An 18,336-nucleotide genomic window follows, 5' to 3' on the forward strand; every position below is an offset into this window, starting at 1 on the left:
AGCCCAAGCGTGGCGTCCCACCGCCTCACTTGCGCTTCGCCCGAAGCAAACGGTCGAAATGCGTCCTGACCGTTTGCGACGTCTCCTTGAGATGGGCCTCCAGCACGCTGAAATCGGGAAGGTCGGTTGCCGCAAGCAGCAAGTCCGACAGCCCTGGCGGAACGTCGTTCCGCTCGAACGCACCGGTGAGGCACAGCCTCGTCATCTGTGTAATGGCCGCATAAAGCCCATAGGCCTCGACCAGATCCTGTCGCACCTGCGCGTCGGCAAAGCCGGGCGCGAGACGGTGAAGCGTATCGGCCGTGCCGGTGGCATGGCGCTCGCCTTCGATCCTGCCGGTCAACACCGCCACCTGGGCGATGAATTCCAGGTCGATCAGGCCGCCAGGCACAAGCTTGATGTCCCAGAGGTCATGCGGCGGCTTTTCGTCCTCGATCATCTGGCGCATGTCGCGCGCCTCGGCGGCAACCTTGGCGGCATCGCGCGGCAGGGCGATGATGGAGGCCACCTCGGCCTCGACTTCGGCGCACAGGGAGGCATTGCCGGCAATGGGCCGCGCGCGCGTCAGCGCCATGTGTTCCCAGGTCCAGGCTTCTTCGCGCTGGTACTTGCGGAATGACGAGATGTGGGTTGCGACCGGCCCCTTGTTGCCGGATGGGCGCAGCCGGAGATCCAGCTCGTAGAGCACGCCTTCGGCGGTCGGGGCGGAGACTGCCGCGATCAGGCGCTGGGTCATGCGGGCATAGTAGTGCGACGGGGCAAGCGGCTTGTCGCCGTCGGATTCCTCGGCCTGCTCGTGGTGGTCGTAGAGCAGGATCAGGTCGACGTCGGAACCTGCGGTCAGTTCGCGGCTGCCGAGCTTGCCCATGCCAAGGATGGCCACGCGGGCGCCGGCGACCTTGCCATGGCGGCGGGCGAACTCGGCCTCGACAGCCTCCAGCGCTGCACCAACAGTCAGGTCGGCGAGGTCGGAGAAGGCCTTGCCGGCGCGGGCCGGATCGATCGCGCCGGCAAGCAAGCGCACGCCGATCAGGAACTTCTGCTCGGCGGCGAAGATGCGCAGGCGGTCGAGCACTTCCTCGTAAAGCCTGGTGCTTTCGAGGAAGGCCGAGAGACGGGTTGCGAGATAGGCGCGGTTGGGCAGTTCGGACAGCAATGCGGGATCGAGCAGGCCGTCGAAGACATGCGGCCGGCGCGTGATGATGCCAGCAAGCCGAGGCGCCGCGCCCATGATGGTGGCGAGCAGCTTGAGCAGCGCCGGGTTCGACTGGAGCAGCGAAAACAGCTGGATGCCGGCAGGTAGGCCGGCCAGGAACTCGTCGAAGCGCATCAGCGCCTCGTCGGCCCGGCGGGTCTTGCCGAAGGCTTCGAGCAGCGCCGGGGTGAGTTCGGTCAGGCGCTCGCGGGCTTCGGCCGACTGGGTGGCGCGATAGCGGCCGAAATGCCAGCTGCGGATGACCCGGCAGATGTCCGAGGGCCGCTGGAACCCGAGCTGGCGCAGCGTGTGCAGGGTGTCGGGATCGTCGACGTCGCCGGTGAAGACGAGATTGCCGATGCCGGCGGAAAGCTCGGGCGCTGCCTCGAACAGCGCCGCATAATGCCGCTCGACCTCCTGGAGCGAGGCACGAAAGGTTTTGGAGAAGGCTTCTGCGTCGGCAAAGCCGAGCATGTGGGCGATGCGCTCCAGCCCCTCGTCGTCCTCGGGCAGAGTGTGGGTCTGTTCGTCGGCGACCATCTGGATGGCGTGCTCGACGCGGCGCAGGAACCAGTATTGCCGTTCGAGCGCGTCGCGGGCTTCCATGGTGATCCAGCCGCGCACGGCGAGCTGGTCGAGCATCGGCACGGTGGCGCGGCCGCGCAATTCGGGAAAGCGGCCGCCGGCAATCAGCTGCTGGGTCTGGACGAAGAACTCGATCTCGCGAATGCCGCCCCGGCCGAGCTTGACGTTGTGGCCTTTGACGGCGACCTCGCCGTGGCCCTTGTGGGCGTGGATCTGGCGCTTGATCGAATGGACGTCGGCGATGGCCGCGTAGTCCATGTATTTGCGCCAGACATAGGGCTGCAGCTCTTTCAGGAAGGCTTCGCCGGCCGCGATGTCGCCCGCCACCGGGCGCGCCTTGATCATGGCGGCGCGTTCCCAGTTCTGGCCGCGGCTTTCGTAGTAGTGCAGCGCGGCATGGACCGAGATCGCCAGCGGCGTCGAACCCGGGTCGGGGCGCAGGCGCAGGTCGGTGCGGAAGACATAGCCGTGCTCGGTGCGGTCCTGCATGATGCGGACCAGGCGGCGCGTCAAGCGCGCGAACAGTTCGGTCGCTTCGAGCGGATCGACGATCGCCGGCGCCTCGGGGTCGAAGAACACGACGAGATCAATGTCGGAGGAGAAATTGAGCTCGTGGGCGCCGAGCTTGCCCATGCCGAGCAGGATCCAGCCGGAGCCGACGGTCGGGTTTTCGGGATCGGGCAGCTTGAGCTTGCCCTGGTCATGCGCATCCCTGAGCAGGAAGTTCACCGCCGCGCTGGTGCACAGGTCGGCCAACTCGCTCAGGCGGTAGACGCTGGCCGCCGCGGTTGCCTCGCCGGAGAGATCCGCAAGCGCGATGAGGAAATGCGCCTCGGCCTTCAACCGGCGCAGCCGCATCATCAGCGTTGCCTCGGTCACCCCCTCTTCACGGGCGGATGCCGCAATCGCCTCGCCGATCTCCTGAAGCCGCTCCTCGATCGTGAGGTCAAACAGCCGGTCGAGCATTTCCGGTTGGCGCCTGGCGCTGTGACGCATGAAATCCGACAGGTCGAAGACCGCTGCAAGCAGGCCCTGGGCCGGGCCCCTGACGTTCAGCGACGTTGCGAGCCTGTCGAGGCCCTCTTCCCTGGCCACGACCGCGAGGTCGGCAAGCTCCTGCCAGGCACGTTCGGGATCGAGAGGCGCGAGGTCGATCTTGGGGTCGAGCCGCCATTCGGTCGCTTTCTGTCCGGCAGCAGTTTTCATCTATTCGTCCTTCGGTCCGGGGAAGCCCATCAGGACCGATAATCCGGGATTGCCGGGCTGGAGATCAAGCCGGCCGTTGTGAAACTTCATCACGGCCTTGGCGAGACTGAGGCCGAGGCCGGAGCCGGGCTGCGACCGACTCTTCTCCAGCCTGACGAAACGCTCGGTGGCGCGGTTGCGGTCGCCTTCGTCGGGAATGCCTTCGCCATTGTCGGCAACCTGGAGCCGTATCTCGTCGCCCTCGCGCCGCAAGGTGACGTCGACATGCGGCTTTTCAACCGCGCCGGCGGAATATTTGATGGCATTGTCGACGATGTTCGAAAGGGCCTGGGCGACAAGCTCACGATTGCCGCTGACGACAAAGTCGCCCGAGATCGTCGCTTTAAGACCGACGCCAAGCTCTTCGGCGACAGGTTCATAGAGCTCGACGACATCGCGAACGACGGCGGCGAGGTCGACCTTGGCCACGCTCTCGGCGGAATAACCCGCCTCGAGCCGCGAAATCATCAGGATGGCGTTGAAGGTGCGGATCAGCTGGTCGGATTCGGCGATCGTGCCTTCCAGCGCCTCGCGATAGTCGGCTCCGGTCTTCTTGCCCGACAGGGCCGCCTCGGCGCGGTTGCGCAGGCGCGTCAGCGGCGTCTTGAGATCGTGGGCGATGTTGTCGGAAACCTGCTTCAGCCCGTCGTTGAGATGGGCGATGCGGGCCAGCATGGCGTTCAGGTTCTCGGACAGCCGGTCGAACTCGTCGCCCGCGCCGGTGACCGGCAGGCGGCCTGTCAGGTCGCCGCCCATGATGCGCCGGCTGGCTTCGGAAACGCCATCGATGTGCTTCAAGGCGCGGCGGCCGACGAAATACCAGATCAGCAGGCCGCCAAACGCCATCATGCCGAGCGCCAGCATCAGCGAACGCTGGATGACGTCGCGGAAACGCTCGGGCTCGCCGAGGTCGCGGCCGACCATCAGGATCATCTGGTTGGGCAGCCGCAGCACCACGGCAATGGCATTGTGCCCGACTTCGGTGGCGGCTTCCGCTTCACCCTGCTCGCCCGCGCCCTGGGAACGCCTGCCGGACGCCTCGCCATAGCGCTCGTAGGAGAACGGCAGCGCGGTCCAGCCCTCGCGCTGCAGGACACCAGGCTGGATGCTCTGGACATTGCCCGACAGGATGCGGCCGTTGGGATCGGCCAGAAGATAGAGATTGGCCCCGGGCTGGCGCGAACGCTGTTCGACCACCCGCACGAGAACCGGGATGCCGCCGCGCTGGTAGCCGCGGCCAAGGCCCTGGACTTCCTCGTTGATGGTCTCCTGCGACTGGGCCATCAGCATGCGCGCCGACAGCGAAGTCATGTAGAAGACCAGCAGCACCGCGCACAGCGCGAACAGCAAAAGATAGAGCGCCGAAAGGCGCGCCGCCGTGGTCTTCATGATGGCCGGCAGCCTGAACGCCATCAGCCGGCCTTGAGCATGTAGCCGGCACCACGGATGGTGTGCAGGATCGGCTTGTCGAAGCCCTTCTCGATCTTGCCGCGCAGCCGCGAGACATGGACATCGATGACGTTGGTCTGCGGATCGAAATGATAGTCCCAGACGTTTTCGAGCAGCATCGTGCGCGTGACGACCTGGCCGGCATGGCGCATCAGGTATTCAAGCAGGCGGTATTCGCGCGGCTGGAGAGTAATCTCCTGCGAAGAGCGGCGGACCGAATGGGAAAGCCGGTCGAGTTCGAGGTCGCCAACCCGGTAAAGCGTCTCGGATTCGCGCGCCGGGGCGCGGCGATTGAGCACCTCGACGCGGGCGAGCAGTTCGGAAAAGGCGTAGGGCTTGGTCAAATAGTCGTCGCCGCCGGCGCGCAGGCCGGTGACGCGGTCATCGACCTCGCCCAAGGCCGACAAGATCAGGACAGGGGTGGTGTTGCCGCGCGAGCGCAGGCCGGCGATGACCGACAGGCCGTCGCGGCGGGGCAGCATACGGTCGACGACCATGACGTCGTATTCGCCGGCATCGGCAAGCGCGAAGCCGGAATCGCCGTCGCCCGCCACATGGGCCGTATGTCCTGCCTCGGCGAAGGCTTTCTGCAGATAATCCGCCGCCTCGCGGTCATCTTCGATGACGAGAATCTTCATGCCGCCGTTATACGCGATTTTGCCGGAGATCAGAGGCGCCATGTCATACTCCTCTTGCATGCGAAAGCGGCAGCGGGCGATGGGAAGTCCGCTGCCGCCGGGGCCGGAACTAACACTGACAAACTATCCGGCACCGTCAGCTCCCACCGGGCGGCTCGGGGGTGATGAAACCGCCCGACGGGAACTACCGTTCAGCCCTGGCCGACAGGCAGGGCGACGAAGCGGTTGGTGTCTTCGCGGCTGATCTGGAAGAGCACCGCCTTGCGGCCGGCTTTCGCCGCCTGCTCGATGGCAGCCGAGACGTCCGCCGCGCCCTTGACCTCGACCGCGTTGACCGAGGTGATGACGTCGCCGGCCTGGATGCCGCGATCCGCGGCATCGCTCGACGGATCGACATCGGTGACCACGAGACCCTTGCCGTCCTCGGACGGCGTGACGGTCAGGCCGAGATCTGCCAGCGAGGTCGGCTCGCCGGGTTCAGCCTGCTGGTCGGCAGAGGCCTGCTTGTCGCCGCCCGGAATCTCGCCCAGTCCGACCTTGATCGTTTCGGCCTTGCCATTGCGCCAGACGGTAATGTCGACCGACTTTCCGGGCGTGATGCCGGCGATCAGGCGCGACAGCTCCTTGGGCGAGGCAACGTCCTGACCGTCGACGGCAGTGATGATGTCGCCGGCGGCGATGCCCGCCTTCTTGGCCGGGCCGGTGTCCTGGGCGCTGGCAACCAGGGCACCCTTGTCACTCTTCAGGCCGAGGGACTCGGCGATGTCGGACGTGACGGGCTGAATTTCCACGCCGAGCCAGCCGCGCTGGACACTGCCGCTCTTCATCAGGTCCTGGACCACTTGCTTGGCGGTCGAGGCCGGAATGGCGAAGGCAATGCCGACATTGCCGCCCGACGGCGAGAAGATGGCGGTGTTGATGCCGACGACCTCGCCATTCAGGTTGAAGGCCGGGCCGCCTGAATTGCCGCGGTTGACCGCAGCGTCGATCTGCAGGAAGTCGTCATAGGGACCGGCGCCGATGTCACGGCCGCGGGCCGAGACGATGCCGGCGGTGACGGTGCCGCCGAGGCCGAACGGATTGCCGACGGCCACCACCCAGTCACCGACGCGCACCTTGGCGTCATCGGCAAAGCCGACATAGGTGAACTTGGCGTCGGCATCGACCTTGAGCACGGCAAGATCGGTGCGCGGGTCGGTGCCGATCAGCTTGGCGTCGTATTCCTTGCCGTCGTCGGTGACCACCGTGTAGGCGCTGCCGTCTTCGACGACGTGGTTGTTGGTGACGAGATAGCCGTCCTCGGAGATGAAGAAGCCCGAGCCCTGGGCAACCGGACGCGGCTTCATCTGGCCACGGTCACCCCGATTGGAGCGCGGACCGCGATTCTGGCTGCCGTCTTCGCCAAACTGGCGGAAGAAGCGCTTGAGCGGATGATTGTCGGGAAGGTTGTCGAAATCACCCGGGTTCGCGAAAGGCGAGTCGCCGCGGTCGGAGGCCGGCGCGATCTTGGCCTTGACCTGGACGCTGACGACCGCAGGCGAAACCTGGGAAACGACATCGGCAAAGCCTGGCGCCTGGGGCGCCTCGACACGCACGGCTTCGGCGAAAACCGGTGCGGTTCCGCCGGCAACGGCGCCAATGCCGATCGCGCCAGCGAGGGCAACGGAAGCGGCGGCGGCCATGAAACGCTTGCGCGAACGCGAAAGGGAGGTGGGAGCGTTGCTCATTGTCTCTGATCCTCTTGAACGGGATGCCTTGGATTCGCATCCGATGGCTCAAGAGATAGAGAGGCTCACATTACGGTACCATTTCCGAAGCATGAAACTTTCGTAATGTTGGCGGCGTCAGGCGTCCTTGCGCAGGATGGCGTCGAGCGCTTCCTGCTCGTCCTTGCTGAGAGCTGCCGGTTCCTGCCTGCGCCGCGAGCGGGCCGACAGGAGAACAAAAGTCCCGCCGCCGAGCAGCAGCAGCAGCGGCGTGGCCCAGAGCAAGGCGTTGCGAAGGTTGAACTGCGGCTTGAGCAGCACGAACTCGCCATAGCGCGAGACGATGTAGTCCATCACCTGTTCGTCGCTGTCGCCGGCGACGAGCCTCTCGCGCAGCAGCACGCGCAGGTCGGCTGCCAGTTCGGCGTCGGATTCGTCGATGGACTGGTTCTGGCAGACCATGCAGCGCAGCTCTTCCGACAGCAGGCGCGCCCGCGCCTCGAGCTTCGGATCGGCAAGCATCTCGCTGGGCTTCACGGCGAGCGCTGTGCCCGCGACAAGGAAGGCGGCGAGGAAGCCCGCAATGGCCGGCAGTTTGGTCTTCATGTCGCAACCGGGCTCGGTTTCTTGTCGGTGGCCTTGCGCTTCGCCGGCGCACCGACGCGCAGGCGACGGTCCATCAGCGATACGAAGCCGCCCGCCATCATCACCAGCGTACCGCCCCAGATCAAGGTGACCAGCGGCTTCCACCAGACACGCACGACCACCGATCCCGATCCGTCGGTCGTTTCATCGCCCAGCGAGACGTAGAGCTGGCTGAGACCGATCGTCTTGATGCCGGCTTCCGTCGTCGGCATCTGCCGGACGGGATAGAAGCGCTTGGCCGACATGATCTCGGCGAACGGCTGCCCGGCAGGGCTCAGCAGCGAAAAGCGCCCCTGGTCTTCGGTAAAATTGGGTCCGCGCACGGGTTGAAGGCCCTCGAAACGGAGGCGATGGCTGGAGATTTCCAGCACCTGCCCCGGCTTCATGACGAGGATCGCCTCTTTCTCGAACGACAGCACCCCGACAATGCCGAGCAAGGTCAGGCCGAGGCCGAGATGAGCGAGCGCCGTGCCGAACACCGATCGCGGCAGGCCGAGGAAGCGGCGCAGCGCAACCTTCGGCGCCACGTTGCCGATGCCGGCCTTGAGGGCGAGGTCGGTGAGCGCACCCAGCACCAGCCAGGCGGCCAGGCCCGATCCGAGGGCGGCAAAGACCGACGCGCCGTCGATGAACAGGAAGGTGACGAGGACGACCAGCAGGGCCGCGCCGAAGGCGAACATCAGCCTTTGCGCCACCGCGGCAACGTCGCCGCGCTTCCAGGCAAGCAACGGCCCGAACGGAACGAGCGCCAGAAGCGGCAGCATCAGCGGTCCGAAGGTGAGGTTGAAGAACGGCTCGCCGACCGAGATCTTCTCGCCGAACAGCGCCTCGACCACCAGCGGGTAGAGCGTGCCGATCAGCACTGTGGCGGTGGCGGTGGTCAGGAACAGGTTGTTGAGCACCAGCGCGCCTTCGCGCGAGATGGGATGGAAGATGCCGCCCGCGGTCAACGACGAGGCGCGCAGCGCAAACAGCGCCAGCGAACCGCCGATGAAGACGGTCAGGATGCCCAGGATGAAGACGCCACGGCTCGGATCGCTGGCAAAGGCATGGACCGAGGTCAGCACGCCAGAACGCACCAGGAAGGTGCCGAGCAGCGACAGCGAGAAGGTCAGGATGGCGAGCAGCAGGGTCCAGATCTTCAGCGCCGAACGCTTTTCCATGACGATGGCCGAATGCAGCAGCGCGGTGCCGGCAAGCCAGGGCATGAAGGACGCGTTTTCGACCGGATCCCAGAACCAGAAGCCGCCCCAGCCGAGTTCGTAGTAGGCCCAGTAGGAACCCATTGAGATACCGCCGGTGAGGAACACCCAGGCGGCGAGCGTCCACGGACGCACCCAGCGCGCCCATGCGGCGTCGATGCGGCCCTCGATCAGTGCCGCGACGGCAAAGGAGAAGCAGACCGAAAAACCGACATAGCCGAGATAGAGCAGCGGCGGATGCACGGCGAGGCCGATGTCCTGAAGGATCGGGTTGAGGTCCTTGCCTTCGATCGGTGCCGGAACCAGGCGCGCGAAGGGGTTGGAGGTGATCAGGATGAAGAGCAGGAAGGCGGTGCCGATCCAGCCCTGGACGGCCAGCACATTGGCCTTCAGCGTGGCCGGGAGGTTGCCGCCAAAGGCCGCGACCAGGGCGCCGAAGAAGCTGAGGATCAGCACCCAAAGCAGCATCGAGCCTTCGTGATTGCCCCATGTGCCGGTGAACTTGTAGATCATCGGCTTGAGGGAGTGCGAATTCTCCCAGACATTGACCAGCGAAAAGTCGGACTGGACATAGGCGATGGTGAGCACCGTAAAGGACAGCCCGATCATCGCAAATCCGGTGACCGTCACCGGTCCGCCGACCGCCATCAGCCGGGCATCGCCCTTGTGTGCGCCGTAGAGCGGCACCAGCGACTGCACCAGCGACAAGACCAGCGCCAAAACCAGCGCGAAGTGACCCATTTCGACCATGTCAGCGCCGTCCGCGGTTCATTGCGTGGTTTCCTGCCAGACGCCCTTTTCCTTCAGGCTGTCGGCGACTTCCTTGGGCATGTAGTTTTCGTCGTGCTTGGCAAGCACGCTGTCGGCGACGAACACGCCGTCGGCACCGAACGTACCCTCGGTGATCACGCCCTGCCCTTCCCGAAACAGGTCGGGCAAAATGCCAGTGTAGCGCACTTTGACCGTTTCCTCGGAATCGGTCACCCCGAACGCGACCTCGGTGCCCTGGCCGCGCACGATGCTTCCGTTCTCGACGAGGCCGCCGAGACGAATGCGCTGCCCTGGTTCCAGGGTTGCCGCCTGCAGGTCGGCGGGCATGTAGAAATAGGATGCCTTCTGGCCAAGCGCATAGAAGGTCAGTGCTGTCGCCGCGCCGAGAAAGACCAGCGCACCAGCGATGACCGACAGGCGTTTCTGCTTGCGCGTCATGGGTTACTCCGTGACCTTCAATCCGAGCGAGCCAGCCAGTTCGGTGAGCTTGCGGCCGTCCTCGCTGTCGCGGCCGAGTGCGGTGTAGGCACGCCCCAGCGCGTCCTGGGCCAGGTCGGTCTTGCCGAGCACCTGATACGAACGCACCAGCCGCAGCCAGCCTTCCGGATCGCGCGGATTCTGGCGCAGTTTCTCGTCCAGCGTCGCCACCATGCCTTCGATCATCGCCGTGCGATCATCCGTCGACATGGAAGCGGCGGCATCAATGTCACCCTGGTTCGGTCCGGGTGCTGCCGCCGTTGCGTCGGCGGGGGCGCCACGCGCCTCGGCCTGGGCAACGGCCTGTTCGGCGACCGAACGCCACGGCGAATCCGTCGGCACGCTTGCGGCCAGCTGACGCCAGGCAATGGCGGCCTCGGCAAACTTGCCTTCCTGCGCCAGGGCGACGCCGAGGAAATAATGCGCCTTTGGATTTGCCGGCTCGAGCTTCAGCGCCGCCTCGAATGCCACGCGCGCATCCGACGTGACGATGCCATCCGATACGCCGGCAATCGCCTCGCCAAGACCGGACTGGCGCGCCGCGGTGGAGCCTTCCAGGCGGATCGCGTTGCGATAGGCGGTGACTGCGTCGTCGGCGCGGCCCATGCGCTGGTAGATGGGCGCCAGCACGTCCCATCCGCGGCCGTCGGAGGGGTTGGCGACCAGATGCGCCTCGGCCCGGGCGATCAACTCGTCGACTGAACTGTCGGCCGGCTTCTGCTCGAGACGCGCCTTCAAGGGCTGCGACGGGACATCGGGCGAACCTATCGAGGTGTAGATGCTCCAGCTCAGCACGGGAATCGCCAGCACGGCAACGACGCCGACCAGCCGCGGCGCGAACTGCGAAGCGCCCTTCATCTTTGCCCCGCCTTCCGCATCGAGCTTGATGATGCGGCGCGCGATTTCGGCGCGTGCCTGCTCGGCGTCGACGGGCGCGATCAGCCCGCGCGCGGCATCCCTGTCGAGCTCGGCCAGCTGGTCGCGGTAGACTTCGAGGTCGTGGCTGGTGTCGGATTCGCCTTCGACCTGTCGCGTCAATGGCAACAGAACCGCAAGGCTCGCACCGAGTGTCAGAAGAGCGGCTATGACCCAGAACAGCATGGCACCTAAATAGCCAGCAGCCGCCGGGCTGCCAACATCCCCGTCCTGCGGCTTATTGACGGTCCGCGTCGTTGACAAAGCAACAACGCGTGAGAATTCAGGTCAGAGGCGTCCAGCTGCCATCCGCATTGCGGCAAGCGGTCCCGCGGGCGACCAGTGGCGTCCCTGTCGTAAACACGGTCTGCGAATACTGGCGGCAGTCCTGCGAGCCGACACGATATGGCTGTGCAGCGACGACCTCACCGGAACGGCCGTCTCCCTTCCAGGCGACAGCTTGTCCGCCCTGACCATATTCCAGCGCGCGGTACTCGGCTTCAAGCGCCTTGCGCCGGTCGCTGCCGCTCAGCCCATTGCCGACCGTGCCGCCGATCAGGCCGCCATCCATCGCGTTGATGATGCGTGCCGCGACCTTGCCGTTGGAAGCACCGCTGTCGCCGCCGCCGAGCGCCGGCACGATCCCACCGCCGCTGCTCAGGCCCGACGTCGTGCATCCAGAGACGGCAAGCAATCCCGCAACCAGTGCCACCCGAAGTCTCATGCTCATCACCGGTTCCGAATTTGCGTCCGCTTACAAGGGCTTGGCGCCGCGTTAGATTGCATCTTTGGCCGAAATGGGGCCGATTCGGCCAGCCATTTCTATTGCACGCCGCGCAACTCGATGACGGCCTTCAATCCGCCCATCGCTGATCGCTCCAATCGAAGCGTTCCGCCATACTCCTTGACCAGATCGGCGACGATGGCGAGGCCGAGGCCCGTGCCCGGTTTTGTTTCGTCGAGGCGCTTCCCGCGCTGCAGTGCTTCGCGCGCCTTGTCCTCCGGAATTCCCGGGCCGTCGTCCTCGATCCGGAGCAGGAAACGCGGCGGCTCCTCGCCGGCTGGCGGCACCGGCTCAACCGAAACCTTGACGGCACTGTGCGCCCATTTCATCGCGTTTTCGAGCAAATTACCGACCACCTCCTCGAGATCCTCCCGTTCGCCGGCGAAGACCACTTCGGTTTCCGGCAGGGAGAGGGTGATCCTGGTGCCGCGGGTCAGCTTTTCCATCACCCGTACCATGCGCTGCAACAGAGGCGTGACGGGGGTGCGGTAGACGACGCTCTCGCGTTGTGCCGCCACCCGCGCCCGCTGGAGATAGTGGTCGATCTGCTTTTGCATCGCCGTCGCATGGTCGGCAATGAGTTGCCCCTTGGTCCCGCCAAGCGCACGCCCCTCGTTGAGCATCACCGCAAGCGGCGTCTTCAGCGAATGCGCCAGATTGCCGACCTGGGTGCGCGACCGCTCGACGATGCGGCGGTTGTTTTCGATCAGCGCATTGGTCTCGTTGGCGAGCGGCTGGATTTCGGCGGGAAAACGCCCGGTCAGGCGTTGCGCCGTGCCCTCGCGGACCATGGCGAGCGCGTTGCGGACCCGCGTCAGCGGCTGCAGGCCGAGAAGGATGGCAATGGCGTTGATAGCGATCATGCCCAGGCCGAACAGCGTCAGGTAGGTGAACAGGCGCCATTCGAAGCCGCTGATCTCGTCCTCGAGCTCGGTGCGGTTGCCCATGACGCGGAAGCGCGCGATGCGGTTCTGCGAATCCAGCACGAACTCGGTCTCGAAAACCTCGAGTTCCTCGCCGACGATGCCGTCGACCCGGTAGTGGCGTTGGAACTCGGCATCGAACGGCGCGTCATTGACGCTCGGCGACGCCACCGGCTCGGTCATCGACGACGAACGCAACTGCCCGACAAGCCCCTTGGAGACCGGCTCGACAGACCAGTACCAGCCCGATTCCGGCTCCGAGAACCTGAGGTCGCCGAGATCGGGACCTCCGGTCAGCGTGCCGCTGTCCGACACGCCGACGGAGCCGATGAGGTTAAAGAGGTGCGCCGACAGCAGGCTGTCGAAACCGCGCTCGCTGGTCTGGCGGTAGAGCGAACTGATGACCGTGAAGATCAGCGCAAAAGCCAGGATCGCCCACACGGTCGAAAACGCGATGACGCGGAATGCCAGCGAACGCGGGCCAAGGCCCAGCACGTAGCGCTTCCACCGCCCCAGTCGTTTGCGAAGCTGTTCCGCCTTACGCCTCCGGCTCGCGCATGCGGTAGCCCATGCCGCGGACGGTTTCGATCATGTCGATACCCATCTTCTTGCGGAGGCGACCGACGAAGACCTCGATCGTGTTGGAATCCCTGTCGAAATCCTGGTCGTAGAGATGCTCGACCAGTTCGGTGCGGGAGACCACCTCGCCCATGTGGTGCATGAGATAGGCGAGCAGGCGGAATTCGTGCGAGGTCAGCTTCAGCGGCACGCCGTTGACGTCGGCCTTGGACGCTTTGGTGTCGAGCCTGACCGGCCCGCACGACAGTTCCGACGAGGCGTGGCCGGCGGCGCGGCGTATCAGCGCCCTCACCCGCGCCAGGACTTCCTCGATGTGGAACGGCTTGGTGACGTAGTCATCGGCACCGGCGTCGATGCCGGCAACCTTGTCGCTCCAGCGGTCGCGCGCCGTCAGCATCAGCACCGGCATCTTGCGGCCTTCACGGCGCCAGCGTTCGACGACGCTGATGCCGTCCATCTGCGGCAGGCCGATATCGAGCACGATCGCGTCGTAGGGCTCGGTATCGCCGAGAAAATGCCCCTCCTCGCCGTCAAAGGCCTTGTCGACGACATAGCCGGCGTCGGTCAGCGCCTCGGAGATCTGGCGGTTCAGGTCCTTGTCATCTTCGACGACGAGTATGCGCATGCGATTTTGCGACCAGTGGAACGATGGCAGAAGATATAGGCGATTCCGGGCGTGCGGGAAATCCGGGCTAGTTGGCCGGCACCACGACCTCGACGCGGCGTGGGCGCTGGCCATCCTTTGCAGGCACCAGCACCACGATCACGCAGACCGACTGTCCGCCCTGATTGGATTCGGACGCCCGTGCCAGGGTGCCGCCCTGCTGGTCGGCCACCTGCTGGCCGATCGAATAACAATCTGCGGCCGCCACCAGGATTTCCCCGCCTTCCGCCGTGCGCAGGGGCGCGGCGTTCGCCGACACGGCGAAAAGGCCGGCGGCGCAGAGCGCTGCAATCGTTGGCCGGAATATGGAGCGAAGCGTTTTCATGTCGTGGTTTCTAATACGCCAGTGCTGAACGTGGAATGAACGATGAATTCATGCAATCGACGCCATTGCAAGTCTGCTAGCCTTTGCCAATGCGTTGCTTGGCCGCCAGCCTGCCAAAGATCGCAACCAGTCCAGAAAGGGCGGTGATCGCCTGCAGGATGGTGTCGGTCAAGGCGGAGTTGTCGATGCCGTCGAGCGGCAAGCCGGCAAGCCCGGCTCCGCCCACCAGCATGGTCACCACCGAGGCCCAGATCGTTCGCGAGAGATACCAGGGTTTCAGGTTCAACATGTCTGCTCCTTTCAACTGCATGAGCGCCCGCCTCAGGCGAGCGAAAACCGTCCTGAGGTGGGCAGGCCCGGGCCGGCGGCAACGCTCAATTGGCGCACGGTAATGTCGAGCGCTGGCGGCGGGCTGCCGAAATCGGCGACGATATCCGCCGCTGCGTAGATCCAGGCCGCTGTCGACACGGTTGCCGACCGGCGCAGCCCGCCGCCCACAGCCGACACCTCGACGCGATATTCCTCCCGCTCCTCGCCGAGCGGAATGTCGCTGGCTTCCCAACTGTCGGCATCGATGCGTCCGCGCCTGGTCCACGTCAGCGAAAGATCGCCACCTTCGGCCCTCGCCCTGAGGTGAACGGGAGAAAGCGGCATCAGCGCGCGCTTGCCGCCTGTCTCCGTCGACGCAGCGAAACTGGCGCTGGAGAAATCCGCGCCAAGCGGGCCGACGCGCCAATTGAGTTGCAAGCCGGCTTCGCCGGCCAACAGACCCGCGGACACCACGCCTTCGTCGAGGACGACAAGGTCTGCGCCGAGCGCGGCGCCGGCGGATGCGGCATCGCCAGTCCCGAACTGCCCGCGCAACAATCCGCGCAATCGCCATATCTCGGGTGCAATTTCCTCCGCCGTCTCGAACTGCAGCACTTCCCATGCCCCGATGGCAGACCGCACAGCCACGAGGTTCGCGCCGTTGAGCAGTTGCAGTCGGCTGACACTTGCCAGTTCGCCTTCGTAAAGCTCGGCGGTCACGGTAGCCGCCCGATCGAGCCTGCCTTCCATCCCCGGCGCCAGCGCAGCGGTGAGCACGCCCATGTCGGCACGACGGCCGACCGAGCCGCGCAGCGCAAAGCCGGTCTCCTCCGGCGATACGAACAGCGCCTGGCTTTTCCACGGCGTCTGCGTCACCGCTACACGAAATTGCAGATGCGGATTTGCCGTAGTCCCATCCATCATCGGCAGGTCGAGGAACACGGCGTGAGGCTGTCCGGCAACCACCGGAGCGGTGGCTGCAACACCAGGATTCGATGACCGCCATGGCGTTGGCACCGATCGCGCCATCTGCCGCGCGGCAACCTTGCGCACCAGCCCCTGTTCGATCTCGGTGACGAGGAATTCAGACGTGCTGCCGGAAGCTGGAAGCTTGATGATCGTGCCAGGCTCGACATCGGCCCGCGGCTCGGCAAGGGCGAAGCTGACAATCTCGCGCTCTTGCCAGGCCCTTCGCATCCAGTCATCGGCAAGCATGCGCGCCTGTCCTGCGTCCAGAACGCCGGGAAAAGACAGGAGATGCTGGCGGCTGCCCGTCGCAGCAAATCTCCTGCTCCTGACCGATGCCGATTGATAGTCGGCAACCGGGTCGCGGAATCCGAGTATCGCCTCCGCCGGCAGGTCGTGATCGGGGCTGCGTGCAGTCTCGGTCACGGCGTTCTCGCCGTCGAATGCCAAGTCAGTCAGCTCGATTGCGGTGGCGTTCGATGTCGTTGCGCGCCTGAATGCCAGTCCCTCCGGTCGCTGGCTGGCGGAAATGCCAAACATGTCGATAAGCGGTTCGAGCGAGCCCCGTGCCGAGGCCGGGTCGGCGATCACATAGCCGGTCACCGTTCCGTCGACGCCGTCCACATCGGCCGGAGGCAGTCCGTGATCGTGCAGGATGGCATTGACGAGATCGGCCACCGTCGGACTGCCGAATCGGCCGTTCAGCCAGTGGCCGCGATGCCAGCCGGCACCATCCGACCAGACCCGCGACTGCAGCGGGAAGACCGGATAGGGACGCGCGTCCCACGCCCAGACATAGCTGCGCGCCGCGTCGACCATGCGACCGCCATAGACCGGCGACAGCGGATTGTGCGCCCCTTCGAAGCCGGCGGCGGCCGGATCCCAATGCATGGCGTGTGCCTCGAGCAAGCGGCGCTGTGCAATATCCGACCGGCCGCCGTTGGAAAAATGGGGCGTTCCATTCTCGGACGATTTGACGTCCGGAAACATGTTGGGCTGGTTGGGGCCCTTGTCGATCGCCGGGCCTCCCAACTCGGTGAACCAGATCGGCTTGCTGCGCGGCACCCACGCCGTCGGGGTCGCCGCTTCCACGCCGCCGGGGCGATTGTGGTGCTGATTGCTCCACCAGCCGACCAGGTCCTTGTATCGAAACACCCAAGGCTTGCCATGGGTGCCATCGCTGATCGGCGTTCTCGATCGCGACAGCCTGGCCGCGAAGTCCGCATAATACCAGTCGAAGCCCTCGCCGCCGGCGATCATCGCACCCAGCGCCGCCGGATCGTAGGGCGAAGCAAATCCGTCTGGATTTCCGCCGGCATAGTCGGCGTCGCGCCAGTCCGACAGCGGCATGTAGTTGTCGATGCCGACCGCGTCGATCGCCGGATGCGCCCAAAGCTGATCGAGATGGAAGTAGACGTCGCCACTGCCGTCGCCGGGCTGGTGGCCGTAATATTCGCTCCAATCGGCGCCATAGGTGATACGGCATGCCGGTCCCAGCACCGCGCGAGCATCAGCAGCCAGAGTGCAAAGCTCCTCGACGAACGGAAACGCGTTGCCGCCATCGCGCAATGTCGTCAGGCCCCGCAACTCGGTGCCGATGAGGAACGCATCGACCCCACCCGCAACCGCTGCGAGGTGTGCGTAATGCAGGATGAAACGCCGGTAGCCCCAGTCGTTCGGGTTGCCCCAGTAGGCGATCGTGTCGGCGGCAGCGGCAAACTGGGTCCGCAGTGCGGCTCCCGCGAAGGCATCTACCTGGCTCCGCGCCGCCGCCGTGCGATCCACGGTGCCGGGGAGCAAAGGCGCCGGGGTGCAGGTGATGCGCCCGCGCCACGGATAGCTTGGCTGGCTGGCATGGCCATAAGGATCGGGCAGGCTGTTGCCCTCGGCAATGTCCATCATCACGAACGGATAGACCGTCACCTTCAGGCCGCGTGCCTTGATCTCGGCGATCGCCTCCCTGACGCTCTTGTCAGATGGCGTCCCGCCATAGGCCGGGCCGCCGTCGTGGCTCGACACCACCAAGGCTTGCGGACGGGTCACGCCGGAAACCAGCCAGTCCGACGACAGGCCGGATGGCGATGATTGCGTGACGCCGGGCCGGATCAGGCATTGCCCTGCCCGCAGATCGGTGCCGAACCAGGCGACGACAAGCGCCACGTTCTCCAAGTTTGGGCACAGCATCTGCAGTTCGTCGAGCGAAGCGGCAATGTCGGTGCCGGCGTAGAGCACGTGGCGATTGACCGCCTCGGTGTCGCCGGGCCGCCTCTGGCGCCGGACCAGGCTTGTCGACAGGCCATATTCGGTGGCCCCCGGTATCAGCGAGATCGCGCGCACTTGATTGCGCAATTGGCCGATCGGACGGATCACCTCGAACTGCATCTGGGGAATGCGGTTGCCGTATTCGCCGATGTCCAGGTTCTCGACCACGGCATAGGCCACGCCGCGATAGGCTGGCGCGTTGCCGGTGCCCTGCTTGGCCGCAATCAGCGGATCGACGACCTGGTTTTCAGCGCCAAGGTGGATGCGCAGTTCGATCGTGTTGCGGTCGATCTCGCGGCCGTCGGCCCAGACCCGGCGAACTCCGGCGATCTCGCCTTCGCAAAGCGCAAAGGCGGCATTGCCGTAATAGGCATACTCGGTAACCTTGGGGCCCATCTTGCCCTGGCGCCGCGTCGTACGCGTCTCCCGGAAGCGCGTCACCCAGATCAGCGTGCCTCCGACACGCGCCGTGCCGTAGATCCGCGGAAGCGAGGCGCCCTCTTCGGCTGTGAACGGCCGCGCTCCCGCAAGGCGCGGACCTTCGATGCGCCTCGTGCCGTCGATCAGCGCGCGGTCGACGACATAACCCGCCAGCGCGCCCGCGGCCGTGCCGATGGCGGTGCCGATCGGCCCGAGCATGCCGCCGAGAAATGCCCCGGCAGCCTGCAATAGAATGGTCGCCATCGGCGGTCTCCG

14 protein-coding genes are annotated in these 18,336 nt (G+C 65.5%); all 14 read right to left on the minus strand.

The window, feature by feature from the left end; genetic code table 11:
* Window positions 1-25: 25 nt before the first annotated feature.
* The 14 genes from GGR00_RS05665 to GGR00_RS05730 all read right to left on the minus strand — a co-directional run bounded on the left by GGR00_RS05665 (window position 26) and on the right by GGR00_RS05730 (window position 18,324).
* Window positions 26-2,986, minus strand: coding sequence for a bifunctional [glutamine synthetase] adenylyltransferase/[glutamine synthetase]-adenylyl-L-tyrosine phosphorylase (locus tag GGR00_RS05665; protein WP_184698420.1), 2,961 nt, complete (start codon window positions 2,984-2,986; stop codon window positions 26-28).
* Window positions 2,987-4,438, minus strand: a complete 1,452-nt coding sequence (locus tag GGR00_RS05670) for an ATP-binding protein (RefSeq protein ID WP_184698422.1) — start codon at window positions 4,436-4,438, stop codon at window positions 2,987-2,989.
* Window positions 4,438-5,112 carry a response regulator transcription factor gene (locus GGR00_RS05675; RefSeq protein WP_055978471.1) on the minus strand — a complete coding sequence of 225 codons (675 nt, stop codon included), beginning with the start codon at window positions 5,110-5,112 and terminating at the stop codon, window positions 4,438-4,440. Before GGR00_RS05675 ends, GGR00_RS05670 begins: the two co-directional genes overlap by 1 nt.
* Window positions 5,113-5,303: 191 nt before the next feature.
* Window positions 5,304-6,839, minus strand: a complete 1,536-nt coding sequence (locus tag GGR00_RS05680; RefSeq protein ID WP_055978409.1) for a Do family serine endopeptidase — start codon at window positions 6,837-6,839, stop codon at window positions 5,304-5,306.
* A gap of 117 nt (window positions 6,840-6,956) precedes the next feature.
* The gene (locus tag GGR00_RS05685; protein WP_184698423.1) at window positions 6,957-7,424 is read right to left on the minus strand and encodes a cytochrome c-type biogenesis protein; all 468 of its coding nucleotides are present in this window, start codon (window positions 7,422-7,424) and stop codon (window positions 6,957-6,959) included.
* Complete coding sequence (locus GGR00_RS05690; protein WP_055978407.1) at window positions 7,421-9,415, minus strand: heme lyase CcmF/NrfE family subunit; 1,995 nt, start codon at window positions 9,413-9,415, stop codon at window positions 7,421-7,423. The genes GGR00_RS05685 and GGR00_RS05690 overlap by 4 nt, the downstream gene beginning before the upstream one ends.
* Window positions 9,416-9,433: 18 nt before the next feature.
* A complete protein-coding gene (gene ccmE / locus GGR00_RS05695; RefSeq protein ID WP_055978406.1) occupies window positions 9,434-9,874 on the minus strand; it encodes a cytochrome c maturation protein CcmE in 441 nt (146 codons plus the stop codon).
* Between the two features lie 3 nt (window positions 9,875-9,877).
* Window positions 9,878-11,014 (minus strand): c-type cytochrome biogenesis protein CcmI, encoded by a 1,137-nt coding sequence (ccmI, locus tag GGR00_RS05700; RefSeq protein WP_184698425.1) that lies wholly within the window; start codon window positions 11,012-11,014, stop codon window positions 9,878-9,880.
* Between the two features lie 97 nt (window positions 11,015-11,111).
* Window positions 11,112-11,558: a hypothetical protein gene (locus GGR00_RS05705; protein WP_246441285.1), complete on the minus strand. Its 447-nt coding sequence runs from the start codon at window positions 11,556-11,558 to the stop codon at window positions 11,112-11,114.
* 92 nt (window positions 11,559-11,650) lie between these two features.
* Window positions 11,651-13,027 (minus strand): ATP-binding protein, encoded by a 1,377-nt coding sequence (locus tag GGR00_RS05710; RefSeq protein ID WP_244487874.1) that lies wholly within the window; start codon window positions 13,025-13,027, stop codon window positions 11,651-11,653.
* 46 nt (window positions 13,028-13,073) lie between these two features.
* Window positions 13,074-13,739 carry a response regulator transcription factor gene (locus GGR00_RS05715; RefSeq protein WP_055978403.1) on the minus strand — a complete coding sequence of 222 codons (666 nt, stop codon included), beginning with the start codon at window positions 13,737-13,739 and terminating at the stop codon, window positions 13,074-13,076.
* A 67-nt stretch (window positions 13,740-13,806) separates the two neighbouring features.
* A complete protein-coding gene (locus GGR00_RS05720) occupies window positions 13,807-14,103 on the minus strand; it encodes a hypothetical protein (protein WP_055978402.1) in 297 nt (98 codons plus the stop codon).
* 76 nt (window positions 14,104-14,179) lie between these two features.
* Window positions 14,180-14,392 (minus strand): hypothetical protein, encoded by a 213-nt coding sequence (locus GGR00_RS05725; protein ID WP_055978469.1) that lies wholly within the window; start codon window positions 14,390-14,392, stop codon window positions 14,180-14,182.
* A gap of 32 nt (window positions 14,393-14,424) precedes the next feature.
* Entirely contained in the window at window positions 14,425-18,324 is a 3,900-nt protein-coding gene (locus tag GGR00_RS05730; RefSeq protein WP_184698427.1) for a baseplate multidomain protein megatron, read from the minus strand.
* Between the last annotated feature and the right edge of the window lie 12 nt (window positions 18,325-18,336).

It is taken from the genome of Aminobacter aganoensis (genome assembly GCF_014206975.1).
Lineage (GTDB): Bacteria > Pseudomonadota > Alphaproteobacteria > Rhizobiales > Rhizobiaceae > Aminobacter > Aminobacter aganoensis.